At 35.3% G+C, this 21,411-nt stretch carries 17 protein-coding genes; 16 read left to right on the top strand and 1 reads right to left on the bottom strand.

Features of this window, described 5'->3' with window-relative positions; genetic code table 11:
• Window positions 1–8 precede the first annotated feature (8 nt).
• The 8 genes from MR053_RS01610 to MR053_RS01575 all read left to right on the top strand — a co-directional run bounded on the left by MR053_RS01610 (window position 9) and on the right by MR053_RS01575 (window position 14,928).
• Window positions 9–2,306, top strand: a complete 2,298-nt coding sequence (locus tag MR053_RS01610) for an NADP-dependent malic enzyme (protein WP_242130750.1) — start codon at window positions 9–11, stop codon at window positions 2,304–2,306.
• Between the two features lie 51 nt (window positions 2,307–2,357).
• Window positions 2,358–2,939, top strand: coding sequence for a Holliday junction branch migration protein RuvA (gene ruvA / locus MR053_RS01605; protein WP_242130749.1), 582 nt, complete (start codon window positions 2,358–2,360; stop codon window positions 2,937–2,939).
• Window positions 2,940–2,945: 6 nt separating this feature from the next.
• Window positions 2,946–10,184, top strand: a complete 7,239-nt coding sequence (sov, locus tag MR053_RS01600; RefSeq protein ID WP_242130748.1) for a T9SS outer membrane translocon Sov/SprA — start codon at window positions 2,946–2,948, stop codon at window positions 10,182–10,184.
• Window positions 10,185–10,251: 67 nt separating this feature from the next.
• Window positions 10,252–10,632 (top strand): glycine cleavage system protein GcvH, encoded by a 381-nt coding sequence (gene gcvH, locus MR053_RS01595; RefSeq protein WP_223551435.1) that lies wholly within the window; start codon window positions 10,252–10,254, stop codon window positions 10,630–10,632.
• Window positions 10,625–11,002 carry a VanZ family protein gene (locus MR053_RS01590; RefSeq protein ID WP_242130747.1) on the top strand — a complete coding sequence of 126 codons (378 nt, stop codon included), beginning with the start codon at window positions 10,625–10,627 and terminating at the stop codon, window positions 11,000–11,002. Before gcvH ends, MR053_RS01590 begins: the two co-directional genes overlap by 8 nt.
• A 60-nt stretch (window positions 11,003–11,062) precedes the next feature.
• Window positions 11,063–11,785: an energy transducer TonB gene (locus MR053_RS01585; protein WP_223551433.1), complete on the top strand. Its 723-nt coding sequence runs from the start codon at window positions 11,063–11,065 to the stop codon at window positions 11,783–11,785.
• 134 nt (window positions 11,786–11,919) lie between these two features.
• A complete protein-coding gene (locus MR053_RS01580; RefSeq protein ID WP_242130746.1) occupies window positions 11,920–12,705 on the top strand; it encodes an energy transducer TonB in 786 nt (261 codons plus the stop codon).
• A gap of 120 nt (window positions 12,706–12,825) precedes the next feature.
• Window positions 12,826–14,928, top strand: a complete 2,103-nt coding sequence (locus tag MR053_RS01575; RefSeq protein WP_242130745.1) for a gliding motility protein RemB — start codon at window positions 12,826–12,828, stop codon at window positions 14,926–14,928.
• A gap of 106 nt (window positions 14,929–15,034) precedes the next feature.
• On the opposite strand, the gene MR053_RS01570 is transcribed toward MR053_RS01575, so the two are convergent.
• Window positions 15,035–15,895 carry an MBL fold metallo-hydrolase gene (locus tag MR053_RS01570; protein ID WP_242130744.1) on the bottom strand — a complete coding sequence of 287 codons (861 nt, stop codon included), beginning with the start codon at window positions 15,893–15,895 and terminating at the stop codon, window positions 15,035–15,037.
• A gap of 141 nt (window positions 15,896–16,036) precedes the next feature.
• On the opposite strand from MR053_RS01570, the gene cyoE reads away from it, so the two are divergent.
• The 8 genes from cyoE to MR053_RS01530 all read left to right on the top strand — a co-directional run bounded on the left by cyoE (window position 16,037) and on the right by MR053_RS01530 (window position 21,325).
• Window positions 16,037–16,930: a heme o synthase gene (cyoE, locus tag MR053_RS01565; protein WP_242130743.1), complete on the top strand. Its 894-nt coding sequence runs from the start codon at window positions 16,037–16,039 to the stop codon at window positions 16,928–16,930.
• A gap of 1 nt (window position 16,931) precedes the next feature.
• Complete coding sequence (locus MR053_RS01560) at window positions 16,932–17,513, top strand: cytochrome c oxidase subunit 3 (RefSeq protein ID WP_242130742.1); 582 nt, start codon at window positions 16,932–16,934, stop codon at window positions 17,511–17,513.
• A 48-nt stretch (window positions 17,514–17,561) separates the two neighbouring features.
• Window positions 17,562–18,545: a cytochrome c oxidase subunit 3 gene (locus tag MR053_RS01555; RefSeq protein WP_223551427.1), complete on the top strand. Its 984-nt coding sequence runs from the start codon at window positions 17,562–17,564 to the stop codon at window positions 18,543–18,545.
• 21 nt (window positions 18,546–18,566) lie between these two features.
• Window positions 18,567–18,947: a cytochrome C oxidase subunit IV family protein gene (locus tag MR053_RS01550; RefSeq protein WP_242130741.1), complete on the top strand. Its 381-nt coding sequence runs from the start codon at window positions 18,567–18,569 to the stop codon at window positions 18,945–18,947.
• Window positions 18,948–19,014: 67 nt separating this feature from the next.
• Complete coding sequence (locus MR053_RS01545) at window positions 19,015–19,725, top strand: hypothetical protein (protein WP_242130740.1); 711 nt, start codon at window positions 19,015–19,017, stop codon at window positions 19,723–19,725.
• 2 nt (window positions 19,726–19,727) lie between these two features.
• Complete coding sequence (locus MR053_RS01540; protein WP_242130739.1) at window positions 19,728–20,474, top strand: SCO family protein; 747 nt, start codon at window positions 19,728–19,730, stop codon at window positions 20,472–20,474.
• 43 nt (window positions 20,475–20,517) lie between these two features.
• Window positions 20,518–21,087: a DUF420 domain-containing protein gene (locus tag MR053_RS01535; RefSeq protein ID WP_242130738.1), complete on the top strand. Its 570-nt coding sequence runs from the start codon at window positions 20,518–20,520 to the stop codon at window positions 21,085–21,087.
• Window positions 21,088–21,106: 19 nt separating this feature from the next.
• Entirely contained in the window at window positions 21,107–21,325 is a 219-nt protein-coding gene (locus MR053_RS01530) for a hypothetical protein (protein ID WP_242130737.1), read from the top strand.
• The last annotated feature ends 86 nt before the right edge of the window (window positions 21,326–21,411 follow it).

Here is a 21,411-nt window from a genome sequence, read left to right as displayed (position 1 = left end):
TAATCCTTATGAGCGAAGAAAGTAAACGCAGAGAAGCCCTTATATATCATGCCAAACCCACCCCTGGAAAAATAAAAGTCGTTCCCACCAAAAAATATGCTAGCCAAAGAGACTTGTCTTTAGCCTATTCCCCTGGTGTTGCAGAGCCTTGTCTAGAAATTGAAAAAGATAAAGACAAAGCTTATAAATATACAGCCAAAGGCAATTTGGTAGCTGTAATCTCCAATGGAACAGCGGTTTTAGGTTTAGGGAATATTGGCCCAGAAGCTTCAAAGCCTGTTATGGAAGGTAAAGGGCTATTATTTAAAATATTTGCCGATATAGATGTATTCGATATTGAAGTCAATACTGAAAATGTCGATGAATTTATAGAGACCGTTAAGAATATTGCCCCCACATTTGGAGGGATTAACCTTGAGGATATTAAAGCTCCTGAAGCGTTTGAAATTGAAAGGCGTCTTAAGGAAGAACTGGATATTCCCGTAATGCATGATGATCAGCACGGTACGGCGATTATATCGGCAGCTGCTTTAATCAATGCGGTAGAATTAGCAGGCAAGAAATTAGAAAAAGTAAAGATAGTCATTAGTGGTGCTGGAGCTGCAGCAATATCATGTTCAAGATTATATCAAGCCTGTGGCGTTAAACGTGAAAATATGGTGATGCTGGATAGTAAAGGCGTTATTAGAATGGATAGGGAAAATCTGTCAAGTGAAAAAGCAGAGTTTGCTACTCATAGAAAAATAAACACCTTAGAAGAAGCTATGAAGGATGCCGATGTATTTATTGGTCTGTCCTTAGCAAACATAGTATCTCCCGAAATGTTGTTATCTATGGCTAAAAAGCCTATTGTTTTTGCTATGGCTAACCCTAATCCAGAAATAGCCTATAATTTAGCTGTGTCTACTCGTAAGGATATTATTATGGCTACAGGTCGTAGTGACCATCCTAATCAGGTAAATAATGTATTAGGCTTCCCTTTTATCTTCAGAGGGGCTTTAGATGTAAGGGCTACAAAAATTAATGAAGCTATGAAAATGGCTGCTGTGAAAGCATTGGCCAAGTTAGCTAAAGAGCCAGTGCCAGAGCAGGTTAATATTGCCTATGGAGAAACCCGATTGGCTTTTGGAAACGATTACATTATACCAAAACCATTTGATCCTAGATTAATTGTAGAAGTACCACCGGCTGTTGCAAAAGCTGCTATGGAAAGTGGTGTTGCTCAAGACCCAATTACAGATTGGGATAGATATAAAGATACGTTACTCACCCGTATGGGCTCTGATAACAAATTAGTAAGACTTTTAATTAACAGAGCGAAATCTAATCCAAAGCGAGTTGTTTTTGCCGAAGCTGACCAATTAAATGTTTTAAAAGCGGCTCAAATAGTTTATGAGGAAGGCGTAGCTCAACCTATTTTATTGGGAAGAAAAGAAGCTATTGAACGCCTAATGGTAGAAATTGAGTTTGATGCTGATGTGACAATTATTGATCCCAAAGCAGATGAGGAAACCGATAGAAAAAATGAATATGCAAAAGTGTATTGGGAGCAGCGTAAACGAAGAGGGGTTACCTTATATTCTGCACAAAAATTAATGCGAGAGCGAAATTATTTCGCTGCAATGATGGTAAATGAAGGCGATGCTGATGCCTTAATTTCTGGATATTCCCGTAGCTATCCAACAGTAGTAAAACCTATGTTGGAATTAATAGGCAAAGCTCAAGGAGCAACCCGAATTGCCGCCACAAACGTCATGATGACCAAAAGAGGTCCGTTGTTTTTAAGCGATACGTCTATTAATATAAACCCTACAGCAAAAGATTTGGCCAAAATTGCACAAATGACATCAAGTATTATTAAGTTATTTGGGATGGAGCCCGTATTAGCAATGGTGTCTCATTCTAATTTTGGGTCTTCCAATAGTGCTGAAGCGGTAAAAGTTAGGGAAGCTGTTTCGTATTTGCACCGTCATTACCCTAATTTAGTCGTAGATGGTGAACTGCAAACCGATTTCGCCTTAAATGATGAGATGCTCAGGGAACGGTTTCCGTTTTCAAAATTGGTTGGAAAAAAAGTCAATGCATTAATATTTCCAAATTTAGATTCGGCTAATATTACCTATAAATTGTTAAAAGAATTGAATGAAGCCGATTCTATTGGCCCAATTATGATGGGAATGCGTAAGCCAGTTCATATCCTTCAACTGGGTGCCAGTGTAGATGAAATTGTGAACATGACAGCCATTGCCGTTATCGATGCCCAGTATAAAGAAAAATGGGAGCAAGAAAACGCTAAAGCAAAGTAACTGTTTTTGTAGATAATTTTATTACATTTGATTGGCTAACTTGGGGGTTTAATGATTACACATATTCAAGGGAAACTTACTGAAAAAAATCCAACACATGTTGTTATAGATTGTAACGGTGTGGGCTATATGCTAAATATTTCATTACATACTTTTTCCCAAATTACCGATAATGAGCAGTTAAAATTATTTACACATTTACAGGTCAAGGAAGATTCCCATACGCTTTATGGGTTTTCGTCTTTAGCAGAACGGGAAATTTTTAGGTTGTTAATTTCCGTTAGTGGTATCGGTGCCAATATTGCCCGTACCATGTTATCCTCTTTAACTCCAAAACAAGTTCGGGAGGCCATAGCTACTAGTGATGTTGCATTAATACAATCCATTAAAGGGATTGGAGTCAAAACAGCACAACGGGTCATTTTAGATTTAAAGGATAAAATTCTAAAGATTTACGATATAGATGAAGTTTCTGTCACCAAAGACAATACCAATAAAGAAGAAGCGTTATCTGCTTTAGAGGTACTAGGTTTTGCTAAGAAACAAGCGGAACGTGTCGTGGAAAAAATTGTCAAAAATCAACCAGATGCTAATGTGGAAACCATAATAAAGGAAGCGTTAAAAAATTTATAATAGATTTTGAACACAACTAACCATAGAGTTTATAAGCCTTTAAAAAAATACTTTGTTTTAATAGTGGTTTGTTTTTACGCCCTTGGAACATGGGGTCAGCAACCCACAGTACAGGATTCTACAAAAATAGGATTTAGTTTAGGAACACTTAAAACACCAAACCCTAACAGCATACAATCCAAATACACTTACGATCCATTAACAGATAGGTACATTTATACCGAAACGGTAGGTGATTTTAATATCAATTATCCTGTAATATTAACACCAACCGAGTATTATGAGTTGGTTGCAAAAGAAAATCTTAGAAATTATTATAAAGATAAAATAGATGCTTTTGATGGTAAAAAAGATGGTGCCGATGACGCTCAAAAAAATCTGTTACCCGAGTTTTATGTGAACTCAGGTTTTTTTGAAACCATCTTTGGAGGTAACACTATAGAGGTGGTTCCTCAGGGTTCAGTAGAGATGGATTTAGGCGTTTTGTTTTCCAAACAAGACAACCCGGTGTTTTCGCCTAGAAATCGAAGCAATTTTACATTCGATTTTGATCAGCGTATCAGTTTAAGTCTAATGGGGAAAGTGGGGGAACGCTTGCAGGTAACCGCTAATTATGATACGCAATCTACTTTCGATTTTCAAAATCTTATAAAACTGGAATATACGCCAACCGAAGACGACATCATTCAAAAGATTGAAGTGGGTAACGTAAGTATGCCGCTAAACAGTTCATTAATTACAGGAGCACAAAGTTTGTTTGGTGTAAAGGCACAATTACAATTTGGTAGAACCACCGTAACTGGTGTGTTCTCTGAGCAGAAATCCCAATCCAGTTCGGTAGTGGCCCAAGGTGGTGGTACTTTAGAGGAATTTGAACTGTTTATTCGGGATTACGACGAAAACCGCCACTTCTTTTTAGCGCAGTATTTTAGGAATAAATATGATGAAGCACTAAGCACTTATCCATACTTAAATACAGGCGGTTTACAAATTACCAGACTTGAAGTATGGATTACCAACAGGAATAACCGTACCGAAAATGTTAGAAATATAGTAGCGCTTCAAGATTTGGGGGAAAGCGAAATCATAGGATTGGATACAGCTCCAGCAGGATTTGTAAATGTAGGCCCTGGAGCTTTTCCAGATAATGGAAATAACGATTTTGATCCTGAAAATATAGGTGGAGCAGGTTCACAACTTACCAATGCCATAAGGGACGTGGCCACAGTACGACAGGGAATTTTGGTTTCCGGAGTAAATGAAGGATTTGATTATACTAAATTGGAAAATGCCCGTAAGTTAATTCCCGGACAGGAATATGTATTAAATACCGAGTTGGGTTACATTTCACTGAACCAACGGTTGAACAATGATGAAGTATTGGCCGTAGCGTTTCAATTTACGGTAGGAGGAGCGGTTTATCAAGTGGGTGAATTTGCAAACGATGGCGTTAATGCAACTGAAGTGACTAACAACAGTCAAGGCCAGGTCACATCGGTAGTCAATTCCAATCTTGTACTTAAAATGTTGAAGAGTAGTATCACCAACGTGAATGAGCCTATTTGGGATTTGATGATGAAAAACATTTACGACACAGGAGCCTATAACCTAAGTCAGGATGATTTCAAATTGAATATTTTTTATAATGAAGCGTCGCCTTTAAACTTTATTACGCCTGTAGAAGGCACGACGTTCCCCATTTTTGATAATAATACACCATCTAATACCAATGATGATAAGGAAATTGTAGAAACCCCATTATTAAAATTATTCTTCCTTGATAAATTGAATTTTAATAATGACCCACAAGGTGGCGGTGATGGGTTTTTCGATTTTGTGCCTAGAATAACAGTATTGCCACAAAACGGTAAAATTATTTTTACCAAAGTAGAACCTTTCGGACGTTACTTGTTTGATATTTTAGATGATGATGGCAACCCCAATAACAATGCCGCCGACTACGAACAGGATATTTATGCCAACCCTAACCAAGAAAAATACGTTTATGACCTGCTTTACAAAAGCACGAAAACTAAAGCTTTAGACGAAGTTGAGAAAAATAAATTCAAGTTAAAGGGACGTTTTAAGTCAGCAGGAGGCGATGGCATCCCTATAGGAGCTTTTAATGTACCTCGTGGGTCAGTAGTGGTAACAGCTGGTGGTCGACAATTGGTAGAAGGTATCGATTATACTGTTAATTATCAATTGGGGCGTGTGCAAATTTTAGATGAAGCACTTAAGGCATCAAATACACCTATTAATATTTCTACCGAAAACAACGCCGTATTTGGTCAGCAAACCAGACGTTTTACAGGCATCAATGTAGAACATAAATTCAACGAAAATTTTGTGTTGGGTGGTACCTTATTAAACCTTAACGAACGCCCTATAACCCAAAAGGCCAACTACGGGTCTGAACCCATCAATAATACTATTTTTGGGTTTAATGGCAACTTTGCCTCAGAAGTACCATTTTTAACACGATTGGCCAATAAACTGCCCAATATAGATACCGATGTAGAATCTAACTTATCGGTGAGAGGAGAAATGGCATATCTGCTACCTGGAGCACCCAAGGGTACTAATTTAAATGGTGAAGCAACGTCTTATATTGATGATTTTGAAGGCTCACAAAATGCGATTGATTTAAAATCTCAGCAGTCGTGGTTTTTATCAAGTAGACCCGTAGGATTGGGAATAGAAGCTAATGAAGATCAGAACGGCATTCAAAATGGTTACAATAGAGCTATGTTAAACTGGTATTCTGTGGATCCTATTTTTTATAGCAGTCAACGACCAGATGATGTTAGCGATGATGACTTGTCCGACATTTATACCAGTCGTGTATTTATTGAAGAGTTGTTCCCGAACAGGGATATTGTGCCTGGACAAAATTCTGCTATTTTTACTTTAGATTTAACATACTATCCACAAGAACGGGGGCCTTATAATTTCCAACCTGGTTCCGAAAATGGTGTATTGAATAATCCTACAGAATCTTGGGCTGGGATTACAAGACAATTAACGTCTACCGATTTGGAACAGGCCAATGTGGAATACATTGAGTTTTGGTTGCAAGACCCATTTCAGGAAAACCCAACTAATAATGGAGGAACATTGGTTTTCAATTTAGGTAATATCTCTGAGGATATTTTAAAGGACGGTCGAAAACTTTATGAAAACGGTTTACCCAAAAATGGAGATGTAAGCTTATTGTTGCCTACCGATTACGGTACTGTAGTACCCCAAAATCAATCATTAATTTATGCGTTCGATACTACTGGGCAGGAACGTGATAATCAAGACGTGGGTTATGATGGTTATGATGATTCTGAAGAAGTGCAGAAATTTGGTTCTGCTTTTGGAGATGATCCAGCAAATGATAATTACACCTATTTCTTAAATGCTTCAGGTGATATTTTTGAACGTTACAAGCGTTATAATGGAGTGGAAGGTAACACGCCAGATACTTTTACCCAAAGGGATAGGGGCGCAAACACTCAGCCCGATGTAGAAGATATTAATCGTGATAATACCATGAACACGATTGATAGCTATTTTGAGTATGAATTGGAGTTAACCCCTCAAAATTTGCCGACCGATCAAAACGAATTTGATAATTTACCAGCGAGTAATCCACTTAAAACATTTTTAACAGATTTTAAGAAACGATCAAGAGCTTTGCCTAACGGAGATAGTAAAGAAGTAACCTGGTATCAATTTAGGATTCCTGTACAAGGGAGTCATGTTAAGGCTGTAGGCGGTATTAGTGATTTGCGTTCTGCGAGATTTGCCCGTATCTATTTAAAGAATTTTACACAAAAAACAGTATTCCGTTTTGGAACCTTGGACTTAGTGCGTAGCGACTGGAGACGTTTTGTTCAAGCTTTAGATAAAAATGATCCAACCCCAGAGGATGCCCAAACCGATTTTTCGGTAGGAATAATAGGTACTATTGAAAATGAAGGACGCTACGAAAGACCGCCAGGTATAGAACCTGAAGAACTGTTTAATAACAATACGGTAATTGAGCAAAATGAACAGTCGTTGGTTTTAAATGTATGTAATTTAGAAGCACGTGACTCCAGAGCGGTCTTTAAAAATATTAATATAGACATGCGCCAATTTAAGCGAATGCGTATGTTTATGCATGCCGAGGAAGATGAGGTAAATGGCTTAAATGATGATGAGTTAGTAGGATTTATACGTATGGGGAACGACTTAACCGAAAACTTTTATCAGATTGAGATTCCTTTAAAAGTTTCAGAATCTGAAACAAGGGAAGGTCTTTGGCCAGAGGAAAATGAGATCAATTTATCCATTGATGTTTTGGGTAAAATTAAGGCACAGGGGATTTCAGATGGAACGTTAACGAATATAGATCCAACATTTTATGATGTTATAGATGGTGAGCCAGTTCCAGTTCCAAACGATCAGTTTTCAGATTATGTGCTTGGGCAACATCGTGTAGCAGTAAAAGGAAACCCAAATTTTGGTGACATTAGAACCTTGATGGTAGGGGTTAAAAACCGATCTAACAATAATGATGTATGTGCTGAAGTTTGGTTTAACGAGTTACGTTTGTCCGATATGGATAATGAAGGCGGTTGGGCTGCCGTAGTTAGTGTTGATGCCAATATCGCAGATTTTGCTACCATTAGTGCTACGGGTCGGCAAAGTACTTCTGGGTTTGGTTCTTTAGAGCAAGGACCTAGTCAGCGTAGTTTAGAAGATGTTCAACAATATGATGTGGTTACCAATGTTAACATGGGGCAATTGCTTCCAAAAAAGTGGGGCATTCAGTTGCCTTTTAATTATGCACAGAGCGAAGAATTAATCACACCCAAATATGATCAATTCTATGAAGATCTTACCTTAGATTCTAGAATAGCTGCTGCCAATACGGCTGAAGATAAGGAAACCATAAAGCGCCAATCTGAAGATTATACCAAACGAAAAAGCATCAATTTTATAGGCGTTCGAAAAATAAGAACCAATGATGAAGCCATACCTCGTTTTTATGATGTGGAAAATTTAACTTTTAACTATTCGTATAACAAATTAGAGCATCGCGATTTTGAAATTGAAAATTTGATTAATAAAACGGTACGGGTTGGAGCCAATTATGCCTTCAATTTTAACCCCATAAAGGTGGAACCTTTTAAAAAGAATGATTCACTCTTTAGAAGTCAATATCTAAAAATATTAAAAGACTTTAACTTTAATTTATTACCTACAAGTTTTACGATAAATACAGATATTAATCGTCAGTTCAACAAACAAAAGTTCAGGGAAATAGATTTAGGCGGCGGAAACATTGGTATTGAAGAATTGTTCAGAAGAAATTACACCTTTGATTTTCAGTACACCATCAACTATAATATTACTGATGCATTACAGTTAAACTTTACAGCTGCAAATAATAATATTGTCCGCAATTATTTTAAGGATAATATTGTTAATGGCGAACAAGATCCAACTTTGGATGTTTGGGATGGGTTTTTTGATGTAGGCGATCCTAACAGGCAAAACCAGCAGTTGGGTATAACCTATCAATTGCCATTGAGCAAAATACCAACATTCAGCTTTTTAGATGTCACCTATCAATACAGTGGAGATTTCCAATGGCAAAAAGGTTCGGATTTATATGGTGAGTTAGAAATTGATGGTGTAACCTATAACTTAGGGAATACCATACAAAATGCCAATACTCATAATATTAATTCGTCCTTAAACATGGATCGATTATATAAGTATTTAGGATTGGTTAAAAAACCTATTAGATCTGTAAGAACTAGAAACACTCGTGCTCCAGGACCTCCTGGAGCTAACCAAAATAACAATCAGCCTAAAGCAAAAAACAATACAGGAACAAAATTATTAAATGCAGGAATTGATATTTTAACGAGCATAAAGCGTATTCAGGTTAATTATTCCGAAAATAATGGGACCTTTTTACCTGGCTATTTAAGAACACCAGGATTTATAGGAACCTTAAAACCAACTTTTGGTTATACTTTTGGAAGTCAGCAGGATATTCGATATTTAGCGGCACGCAATGGTTGGTTAACAGTATTTCCCGAATTCAATCAGCAGTACACCGAAACCCACACCAAAAACTTGGATGTTTCGGCTAATCTCGAGCCGTTTAGGGATTTAAAGATTGATCTTGTGGCTGGTCGGGCCTACTACGAAAATTACAATGAAAACTATAGGGTAGAAAATGGCGTGTATAATCCCTTAACCCCAAACACCTTTGGTAACTTTAATATTTCAACCATTTTAATAAAAACGGCATTTGGTAAAAGTGATGAGACAAGTTCAGACGCTTTTAACGAGTTTAGGGCCAATCGATTAATTATTGCAAGACGCCTAGCCCAACAAAATGGTGCAGATGTGAATGATGTAGATGCCGATGGGTTCCCTAAAGGCTTTGGTAAAAACAGTCAAGCCGTATTATTACCAGCATTTTTGGCGGCTTACTCTGGCCAGGATGCCAACCAAATTAAAATGTCGGCTTTTCGTGATGTGCCTATTCCAAACTGGGATTTAAAATATTCTGGTTTTATGAAATTTAATTGGTTTAAAAAACGTTTTAAACGCTTCTCGATTACCCATGGTTACCGTTCCAATTATACCATTAATCAATTTCAATCCAATTTAGATTATACTGCACCAGATTTTAGTTTGGATTATGCGAATCAGAATCCCGAAACAAAAAACCAAGCCGGGGATTATAAAAACAAAACCCTGTTTAGTAATATTAACTTGACCGAGATGTTTAGTCCGTTAATCCGTGTTGATTTTGAAATGCAAAACTCTATAAAAATACTGGCAGAGGTAAAAAAGGATCGTCTGTTGTCATTGAGCTTCGATAATAATTTAATGACGGAAATACAGGGCAATGAATATGTACTGGGCTTAGGGTACAGGATTAAGGATGTACGTATCCGTTCACAGTTGGCTGGCCCGAGAAAACGCATTGTTAGCGATTTAAACATGAAGGCAGATATTTCAATACGGGATAATAAAACTATTATTAGATATTTGGATTTAGAAAACAATCAAGTCACTTCTGGACAAACCATTTGGGGCTTAAAATATTCGGCAGATTATGCTTTCAGTAAAAACCTAACGGGAATCTTTTACTTCGACTATGCGTTTTCAGAATATGCTATTTCTACGGCTTTTCCTCAAACGACGATTCGCTCTGGTTTGACCCTAAGATATAATTTCGGAAATTAAATAATAACTGTTTGAATTTATATTGGGATTAAATACATTTGCTGAAATTAACTAAAAACAATTAGTAATGAATATTCCATCAGAATTAAAATACACTAAGGATCACGAATGGATAAAAATTGAAGGTGATATCGCCACTATAGGCATTACCGATTTTGCCCAAAGTGAACTGGGCGATATTGTATATGTTGAAGTAGAAACCGTTGATGAAACTCTGGAAGCTGAAGAGATTTTTGGCACTGTTGAAGCTGTAAAAACAGTTTCTGATTTATTTTTACCACTTTCTGGTGAAATTATAGAGTTTAATGAAGCTTTGGAAGATGAACCAGAAAAGGTGAATACTGACCCTTATGGTGATGGATGGATGATAAAGGTAAGATGTTCCGATTTATCCCAAGCCGAGACTTTACTTTCATCTGACGATTACAAAGCACTTGTTGGTGCTTAAAAAGTACGCACTTTATATTGCTACAGCCTATTCCCTTGGTTTAGCTTTTTTAAGTTTAATAAATCTTGGGGAATTACCAAAAACACCATTAGATTCTGAAGACAAAATCTTTCACTTTTGTGCGTATTTTGTGCTAACTCTAATGTGGTATAATGTGTTTAGATTACAGGTAAAACTAAACAAAAAACAAGCAATTACAAGAGGCGGTCTACTAGCATTTGTTTTTGGTATAATTATTGAGCTATTACAAAGCATGCTTACCAATACCAGAGCGTCAGATAGTTATGATGTGCTAGCAAATACGTTGGGTATTATTTTAGCAGGGCTTATATTACTATGTTACAATAATAAAGACATTAAAAATAGATGATCACTTGTTTTTTTGATAAATAAATGGTTATTTTAGCAATCCTGAAAAATCGATAAAATTATGGAACCGAAGAAAAATCCTAAAGCAAACGTTGGACGTAACAGCTCACTTTATTTTGCTGTTGGTTTGGCTTTAATGTTGTTTTTAGCAAATTTTGCTATAAACTACAAGACTTACGATAAAGATGCTATTGATATAGGGCAGTTAAATCTAGATGAATTGGATGAAGAAGAAATTCCAATCACAGAGCAGTTAAAAACACCGCCGCCACCGCCACCGCCACCAGCGGCTCCAGAGGTTATAGAAATTGTTGAGGACGAAGAAGAAGTTGAAGAAACCGTAATAGAATCCACAGAAACAGATCAGGAGGAAGAAATTGTAGAGGTAGAAGAAGTTGAGGTGGAAGAAGTTGAAGAAGATATTGAGGTGCCATTTGCTGTAATTGAAAATGTACCGGTATTCCCAGGTTGTGAGCGTGAAAAAAATAATGATGCTAAGCGAGCTTGTATGTCTGAAAAAATTCAAAAGTTCGTAAACAAAAATTTTAATACAGACCTTGCGGGCGATTTAGGACTTTCTGGAAGACAGCGTATCAATGTTATTTTCAAAATAGATAAAACTGGAAATGTAACTGGGGTTCGTGCAAGAGCACCGCATCCAGGCTTAGAAAAAGAAGCTGCTAGGGTAATTAATAAGTTGCCTAAAATGCAGCCAGGAAAACAACGTGGAAAAGCGGTTACAGTTCCTTATTCGTTGCCAATTATCTTTCAGGTGCAGGATTAGTTCATTTATATATAGCTTTTAACGAGCTAGAAAAACGCAAAAATAAAATCCCGTTACAGCATTTGTAACGGGATTTCTTTTTGGTATGCTTATTGTGATTTTATCATAATATTAACATTTAAACTATAATTATTATGAGAATTTCAAAACATTCCCACGACTCCATTCGGCAAAATGGAGAAACCGTGAAAAAACCACAAAAGCATGATGTAAATTTACAAAAAAACTCAACCCTTTACTTTCAAGTAGGGCTAATAGTTTGCTTATTGATTACCTATGGTCTCTTTGAAATGAAATTTGAGACGACTATACATAGGTATGCAGATTTACCATTAATTGAAGAGCCAGACTATATGGTTGACGTTCCAATAATTAAAACAGAAGCGCCTAATTTTGATGAACCACTCGAAAGAAAAGTTGTTAAGAGTCCAGTTTTAAAAGAAGTACCTGATGACACACCAGATCCTACTTTTTTTGATGAATCTCCAAAACCCAAAATATCTAATCCTATTGTTGCTCCAGACGCCTTACCAGATTTGCCTGAGAAACCCGAAGATGACAACGTTCCTATAGCTTTTATTCAAAATGCACCTATTTACCCTGGTTGCGAAAAAGCCAAAACTAACGAAGCACGAAAAAAGTGTATGTCTGATAAAATTGCAAAGTTGATCCAACGTAAATTTCATGGTGACGAAATTGCTTCAGAATTTGGTTTGAAAGGTATGCAAAAAATCAATGTACAATTCACTATTGATAAAACAGGTAAGGTTAACAGTGTTAAAACTAGGGCGCCTCACCCTAAATTGGAAGATGAGGCCAAAAGAGTTATTAATTTAATACCAGAAATGACACCAGGAAAGCAAAACAATAAAAATGTAGGTGTTATTTATATATTGCCCATCAAATTTATGGTGCATTAAACAATACTTACTCAAGACTAAAAAACCGTTATCTTTATTTTGATAACGGTTTTTTGTTTTAACGTCCATTGTTAAAAATATAGTATCTTTCGGCATAGAATTAAAGTTTATCGAGTTACCATGAAGAGATATGTTGTGCTGCTATTACTTTCACTGCAATATAGTATTTATGCCCAGACCTTACAGTCTAATGAAAAACCTCCAGTGTTTCCTAGCTGTGAAGGCGTTGGCGTAGAGGACCTGCAGACTTGCTTTAACAACCATATATACAAACACATATACAACAATTTTAAAGTACCCCAACAAGTTATAGATGAAAAATATAAAGGCGAAATTTCAGTACTATTCGAAGTGGATAGCACAGGCGTTTTTAAAGTTATTTATGCCGAAGCAATGTATGATGTTTTGAAGGCTGAAACCAAAAGGGTATTCTCAATATTACCTAAAATAAAACCGGCAACCTATAATGGGCGACCTACTTATAAGCAATACGCTATGGCCATTAAAATTCCTTTGGTCAATCAAAGTGAGAGTGATGGCGGTACAGATATTTCGAAAAGCGAAATTTCAAAGCGGGCACAGATTGTTAAGGCAGAATATGATAGTGTGTCGTCTAATCTTGTGACTTATAAAAATAAACGGTTTTCCAGTCAGTTAAACATACCATTTACACATAGCTCCTACGCACAGTTCGATAGAAACTTAAATCTAGTTGGCACTAACAGTCACACCGCTTCTAAACCTTTTTTGTTCGATGAGGTTTCTAAGTACTACGATTTTAATTCTGAAAAACACAAGCTAGTAAAGGAAGCCAATACTTGGGGAGGTAGAAAACTTTGGAATGAACATTTGGTGCAATTGCAAGGAAAGGATTATTGGTTTACCATAGACCCTGTTTTCGATTTGCAGGTTGGTAAAGATACCAAAGTAGACTACAACTCTACATATAATAACACAAGGGGAGTATTAATTCAAGGAGGTTTTGGAGAAAAATTTAATTTTTATACTTCGGTGTTTGAAAGTCAAGGCCGTTTTGCACAATATGTAAATAACTACGCCGAAAGTTTAAAGGCTTTTGGTCCCGATCCAGCCATTATTCCAGGTCGAGGTATCGCAAAGCGATTCAAAACCGATTCCTATGATTACCCAGTTGCTGAAGCGTATTTGTCCTATACACCAGCAAAGTTTATCAATATCCAGTTTGGACATGGCAAAAATTTTATTGGTGACGGCTACCGCTCGTTATTGCTCAGTGATGTAGCCAGTCCAAGACCATTTTTGAAATTGAATACTAAATTCTGGAAAATAAAATATACTAATACTTGGATGTGGTTAAAGGACGTAAGGCCCGAAGTGACTGAAGATGGTGCATTTTTAACTAAGTATATGGCTACCCATTATTTAAGTTGGAATGTTTCAAAACGATTAAATTTAGGATTTTTTGAATCGGTTGTATGGAGTAATACTAACGAAAGGGGTTTTGATGTTAACTATTTAAATCCGGTTATTTTTTACCGTGCTATAGAGTTTGAAACGGGCCAAGGAGCTGGAAATGCCATTTTAGGTGCTTCTGCAAAATTTAAGTTTAATGACAATGTAAATATGTATGGTCAGTTTATTTTGGATGAATTTTCATTAAATGACATTAAAGCAAGAGAAAAAAGTTGGAAAAACAAATATGGTTATCAATTGGGTATTAAATATTACAATGCCTTTAAGGTGGATAACTTAATGATGCAATTGGAATACAATCGTATTAGGCCATATGCCTATTCACATAACACCATAATATTGAATTATGGCCATAATAACCAGTCTATGGCTCATTTATGGGGAGCTAATTTTAGTGAATGGGTACTTATAGGGCATTATAATTATAATCGCTGGTTTGCAGACGCTAAATTTATTTTTGGCAAGCGCGGTTTGGATTATAATGAGGGGACTAATAATTTTAGTTATGGGGGCGATATTTATAGGAATTATAATGACCGTCCTTCTGATACAGGAATAAAAGTGGGGCAGGGCATTAAAACCAAAACATTTTATGGTAATCTACAAGCTGGTTATTTAATAAACCCTTCGACCAACTTGAAATTATTTGCAGATATTACGGTTAGAAATTTTAATCCTGATGTGATTACTAATTCAACTTTTAAAAGTGATACCGTTTGGTTTAATTTAGGATTAAGAACCGATCTCTTTAATTGGTATTTTGATTTTTAATTTTGTAATAAGCAGTTAAGTTAAGCATGGTTGAAAGGTTATTAGCACATTAGTGTTTTATACATTTTGAAACTAAGGGCCTGTCAATATTTTAAACCTAGCAGACTTAGTTTTTTAAACTCTTATAAAACGTTCTTCTTATTTTTTCAGAAGAAATAAAATTCCAACTATATCCTAAATCGTCATATTTTTTTGTTATGGATGTGTTATTGGCAACTTCTTCTTCAGATTTACCATTATTGATTTCGGCCAATACCTTAACCATTAAATCTTCCAGCATATTTAAAAACAGCTGATAATCTTTTTTGTTTGAGGGCTTACCATGTCCGGGGATGATTTTGGTGTCATCATCAATAAGAATCAAGGCTTTTTTTACGGCATCAATATAACCATTTACACTGCCTCCTGAATTTAAATCAATAAAAGGGTAACGTTCTGTAAAGAAAATATCACCGGTATGCAATACATTGCTTTTGGTAAAATACAGCATGCTATCGCCATCTGTATGGGCATTGTCAAAATGCATAACAGCAACCTGTTCTCCATTAATATAAATATTGAGTTTGTCGCTAAAGGTAATTACAGGGAGGGATTCAATAGTATTGTTTTCTATAAGGCGAGTTCTAACATTATTATGCGCTATTATAGTGGTTTTTTGTTTGGCAACATTGGAGTTCCCCCCAGTATGATCTCCATGATGATGGGTATTTGCCAAGAATTTAATAGGTTTGTCACTTATGGCTTTAATAGCTTCAATAATCTGAGGTGTTAATCGAGCAAATTGACTATCAACCATTAAAACACCATCGTCACCAGCAGAAATTCCAATGTTGCCACCTTGACCTTCTAGCATATAAATATGATCCGATAAAGGGATGGTTTTAATAACAAACTTGTCGTTTTGGGCACAGGTAATTACAGGAAAGGACGACAAAAACAGTGTAAATAATGTATTTATAGGTTTCATATTGAGGGAAATCTTGCTTAAAAAGGTTTTATAATATAGTGAATTAAAGTATTACAAATTACAATTAAAAAAGGATTGCTCAAAATACTGTAATAGAGTATCTTTGCACTCGCTAATTAATAAGAAGGAACAATAAGTACATTGAGTAATACAAGATCTTTGTTAACAACACATTCGGTAATTTCAGATTTTAAGGAAATCACAAAAATGCGCCTGGCTTTGAGCGTGGTATTTTCTTCTTTGGCTGGCTATTTGTTAGGAACTGATATCGTAGATTTTAAAACCTTGGTTTTGTTGGCTTTTGGCGGGTATTTTATGGTAGGAGCTTCCAATGCATTTAATCAAATTATAGAAAAGGATTTAGATGCATTAATGAACCGCACTAAGAACAGACCCATTCCAGCAGGTAGAATGTCAGTAAAAACAGCATTTATTATTGCCTCAATTTTTACGGTTTTAGGTGTTGTCATTCTTTATACTATTAATAAACAAACGGCTATGTTTGGTGCTATATCTATATTTTTATATACTTGTATTTATACGCCATTAAAAACTAAAACGCCTATAGCTGTTTTTGTAGGGGCCATTCCTGGTGCCATACCATTTATGTTAGGTTGGGTAGCCGCTACTAACGATTTTGGTATAGAACCGGGAACATTATTTGCGCTCCAGTTTTTTTGGCAATTTCCCCATTTTTGGGCTATAGGATGGTTTTTGTACACCGATTATGAAAAGGCAGGTTTCTTTATGTTGCCTACAGGAAAACAAGATAGAGGTACCGCAGTACAAACTATAATGTATACCATTTGGACTATGTTGGTTTCTGTAATACCTGTTTTTGGGTTTACAGGAAAGTTACAGCTTTCAATAGTTGCTGCTATCATTGTCTTGCTTTTAGGCTTATGGATGTTGTATTATGCTGTTCGTTTGTTTAATGTTATGACCGAAAGAGCGGCTAAACAACTTATGTTGGTAAGCGTGTCTTATATTTCGCTAGTGCAAATAGTATATGTCATTGATAAATTTATAAGCTAAAATGGATTTAACTCAAGGAACACAAGAAGAAAAAAATAGTAGGGCTAAAAAAATGATGCTTTGGTTTGGTATTATTTCACTAGTAATGACCTTTGCAGGTTGGACAAGTGCCTATATTGTGAGTAAGTCCCGGCCAGATTGGTTGCACGATTTTGAGCTGCCAAATGCATTTATGGTTAGTCTATTTATTATAATAGCGAGTAGTGTTACGTTTATTTTAGCTAAAAGAGCGCTAAAAAAAGACAATAGATCACAAACCATGTTTTTATTGATGCTAACATTGGCTTTGGGCTTAGGGTTTATTTATAATCAGTTTCAAGGATTTGGTGAAATCATAGGAAGAGGCTTTCATTTTACTGGACCAACTAGTAATATTACCATGACCTTTATTTTTGTCATTGCTTTTATGCATATTTTGCATGTGGTTGTGGGGCTAATATGCTTGCTGGTGGTAATTTATAATCATTTTAAACAAAAGTACACCCCTGCCAATTTACTTGGGTTTGAACTTGCTGCTACTTTTTGGCACTTTTTGGATATCTTATGGGTTTTACTCTTTTTGTTTTTATATTTCTTTAGATGAATAAAATGATTATTTTTGTGCAACTTTTTAAATAACAACCATTAATATATGAGTACTACAGTTGTAAATACTGGAACAGAAGGTAAGACATGGGGTGGAGGAAATGAACCTCTAAAGGCTAGTTATGGTAAAATGATGATGTGGTTTTTCATCGTTTCCGATGCACTAACTTTTTCGGGGTTTTTAGCAGCCTATGGTTTTTCAAGATTTAAATTTATAGATGCGTGGCCAATCGCTGATGAAGTGTTTACCCACGTACCATTTTTACACGGTCAGGAATTGCCAATGATATATGTGGCATTTATGACCTTTATCCTTATCATGTCGTCGGTAACTATGGTGTTGGCTGTAGATGCTGGTCATCATTTAAACAAAGCAAAAGTGACCCTTTATATGTTTTTGACTATTATTGGGGGGTTAATTTTTGTTGGATCCCAAGCTTGGGAATGGGCAACATTTATAAAGGGTGATTATGGGGCAGTACAAACAAAAGGAGGTAATATATTACAATTTGTAGATGCTGAAGGACATCGTGTAGCGTTAAGGGATTTTGCAATTTCTGATGGACATTCAGAAAGAATACAGCATGAGCGTAAAAGTGGGTTGTGGTTTGTTTCAGAGGGTTCTTTGCCAAGTTATACGGTTGAAGAAGTAGTTGCTGGACTAGAAGCTAATGACAATGTATTGGTAAGGACTCAATTACTAGATGAGCATGGCGAGAAAACAATATTATCAAGAGCAGAGTCACTTAAACAATTAAAAGATAATGGTAAGCTGGTAGTTGAAGGAGCTAATCTTCATGTTAATGAGTATGGTTCACCTTTATTTGCAGATTTCTTTTTCTTTATAACCGGTTTCCATGGATTTCATGTATTTTCAGGAGTTATTATTAATATCATTATTTTCTTTAATGTGATTTTGGGAACTTACGAAAGACGTAAGAGTTATGAAATGGTAGAGAAGGTTGGATTATATTGGCACTTTGTAGACTTAGTATGGGTATTTGTATTTACATTCTTCTACCTAGTATAATTATAATAAGAAAGATTTAAAATGGCACACGGACATAATTTAGCGATATTAAGAGGTTTAATAAAGTTTAAGAGCAATACCCAAAAAATATGGGGTGTATTGATTTTGCTTTCTATTGTAACTACAGTGGAAGTTGCTTTAGGTATAGTAAAACCGGAATGGTCTATGGTTAAAGTATTGGGGATGAAATTACTTAACTGGATATTCATTATTTTAACTATTGTTAAGGCATACTACATTACTTGGGACTTCATGCACATGCGCGATGAAACAAAAGCACTTAGACGTATGGTTGTATGGACCGCCATCTTCCTGATTTTATACTTAATCTTTATTTTATTGCAAGAAGGCGGCTACGTTTTTGATGTTTATGATAGTGGTTATGTAAAAAGAGATTTTTAGAATAAACTATAGCGTTAATTATACAATATAAGGCGGTTTTTAAACCGCCTTTTTTTATTTTTGCCAAATGAATAAAGAGCAATTAAAAAGAAATATAACCTTAGGCATTTTGTTTTTATTGCCAGTATTTTTTGTGCTTGTCATGTCCCTTTCAAAAGAAAATTTTGAGACATTGGATATTGTGAATTCCAATGTAGAGGAGATATCTTCAATTAATAAATTAGACACAAAATTAGAGGGTCATTTAACTGTGCTCGGGTTTTTTGGTAAATCGCCTAAAGACAAATCGGTTGAAGCACTTAATCTAAAAGAGGTTATTTATGATAAATTTAAAGGGTTCAAAAAATTTCAAGTTGTTATTTTAGTTTCCAAGGGCACTGAAAAAGAAACAGATAAATTATTTAAGGAAATTGCCTCATATGAAGATTTAAGGTTTTGGCATTTTGTTCATTTAGACGATAGTGATATACTTAATACGTTTCACAGCTTGAAATCTGATTTTAAATTGAAAGATGATTTAAGTACCAATAACGTTTTTATAGTTGACTCAGACCTAAATCAAAGAGGAAGACTGGATGATAGGGAGGATAGGGAAAAAGTAAAAGGTCTACCAATTAGAGAATTGGATTATTACAGTTGTACTGAAATAGCTGAATTAAAAAATAAATTGGCAGCTGAAGATTTACGTATTCTATTTACAGAATACCGTCAAAAACGTAAAGGTAAATTTAATACCGATACCCGAAGAGCAAACGATTTAAAAGAAAAGGAGAATTAATTATGGAAAAAAAAACAAATTATTCATATATAGGTATCGCTTTTATTATTTTGGTTTTTGGAATTCTTTTTATACCTAAAATAGTTGATAGGATTTCAAATGGTGATATTATCAGAACCGAAAGTCGAAGTGATTCTGCAAATGAAAGAAAAACTAAGGCAGAACCGTTAGCTTTTATAGAAAACAATGGCATAAAGCGTCAGGTACCAAATTTTAGCTTTACCAACCAAAATGGCAAAATTATTACCAATAAGGATTACTTAGGTAAGGTTTATGTTATTGAATTTTTTTTTACGACGTGCCCAACCATTTGTCCTCGTATGAATGCCAATTTAGTGCAAATTCAAAATGCTTTTAAAGAATTTGAAAACTTTGGAGTGGCATCGTTTACCATAAACCCTAAGCATGATACTCCAGATGTTCTAAAGGCTTATGCCGAGCGTTATGGTATAATCAATCCCAATTGGCATTTCTTAACTGGAGAAAAGGAAACTATCTATAAATTGGCTAACGAGGGCTTTTACATCTATGCAGCCGAAAATGAAGATGTTTTAGGTGGCTTCGAGCATTCAGGTAATTTTGCTCTTATTGATCAAAAAGGCTATATACGTTCTAGAAAGGATGAATATGGAAACCCCATTATATATTATAAAGGTGTTGTTTCGGAGCGTGAAAAGGTAGGTTACGATGGTGAAAAAGAAGAAATAAGTTTACTGAAAGAAGACATAAAAAAACTGTTGAATGAATAATATGTCATTTGAATCCTAGGAGTAGGTGGAAGAATTTTATAAAATGGAAAAACAAGACATTTCAAAAGACAAAAAATATAATAAGTGGATTGTTGTGCTTTCCATTATTATTCCAATTGTAGTAGCCTCACTTTTTAGAATTAAAGTGGATATAGAATTACCAATTTTTTTACCACCAATCTATGCTGTCATAAATGGTTTTACAGCTTTAATTTTAGTTATGGCATTTATAGCCATAAAAAAGAAGAAAATTGTATTGCACGAAAATTTAATGACTGCAGCCATATGGTGCTCGGTTATATTTTTGGTCATGTATGTTCTGCATCATATGACCAGTGATTCTACAGTTTTTGGAGATTTAAACCATGACGGAACATTAAATGATTACGAAAAAAGTAAAATAGGAGTTTTTAGATATGTTTATTTAATTATATTACTAACACATATTCTATTGTCTGTAGCGGTAATTCCTTTTGTATTAATTACTTATGTTAGAGCTATTACTAAAAATTTTGAAAGGCATAAAAAAATAGCCAGAATAACTTTTCCGTTATGGTTATATGTTGCTGTAACAGGAGTTATTGTCTATGTCATGATTGTTCCTTATTATTAATGAAACCCTATTTTGAAAAGTGAAAGCTAAGCTAACCTTATTTCTTGTTTCCTTTTTTTTATTTATAGATAGTAATGCACAGTGTGCCATGTGCCGTGCCGTATTGGAAAGTGAAGAAGGTAAGGGTGTTTCGCAAGGTATAAACGATGGTATTGTATACTTAATGCTCATACCCTATATACTTGTTGGGGGTGTAGCTTATTTAATTTATAGGAAATATAATACGTTAAAAAAGTAACAAAAACTTTTCGGAACAATTTTTGTGACTTTTCTTTGCGCTATTAGTCTAATTAATTAGGGTACTGAACTTGATAAACCAATCAA

It is taken from the genome of Aestuariivivens marinum, from assembly GCF_022662175.1.
In the GTDB taxonomy this organism is placed as follows: domain Bacteria; phylum Bacteroidota; class Bacteroidia; order Flavobacteriales; family Flavobacteriaceae; genus Aestuariivivens; species Aestuariivivens marinum.
This window is presented reverse-complemented; position numbering and strand designations above follow the sequence as displayed.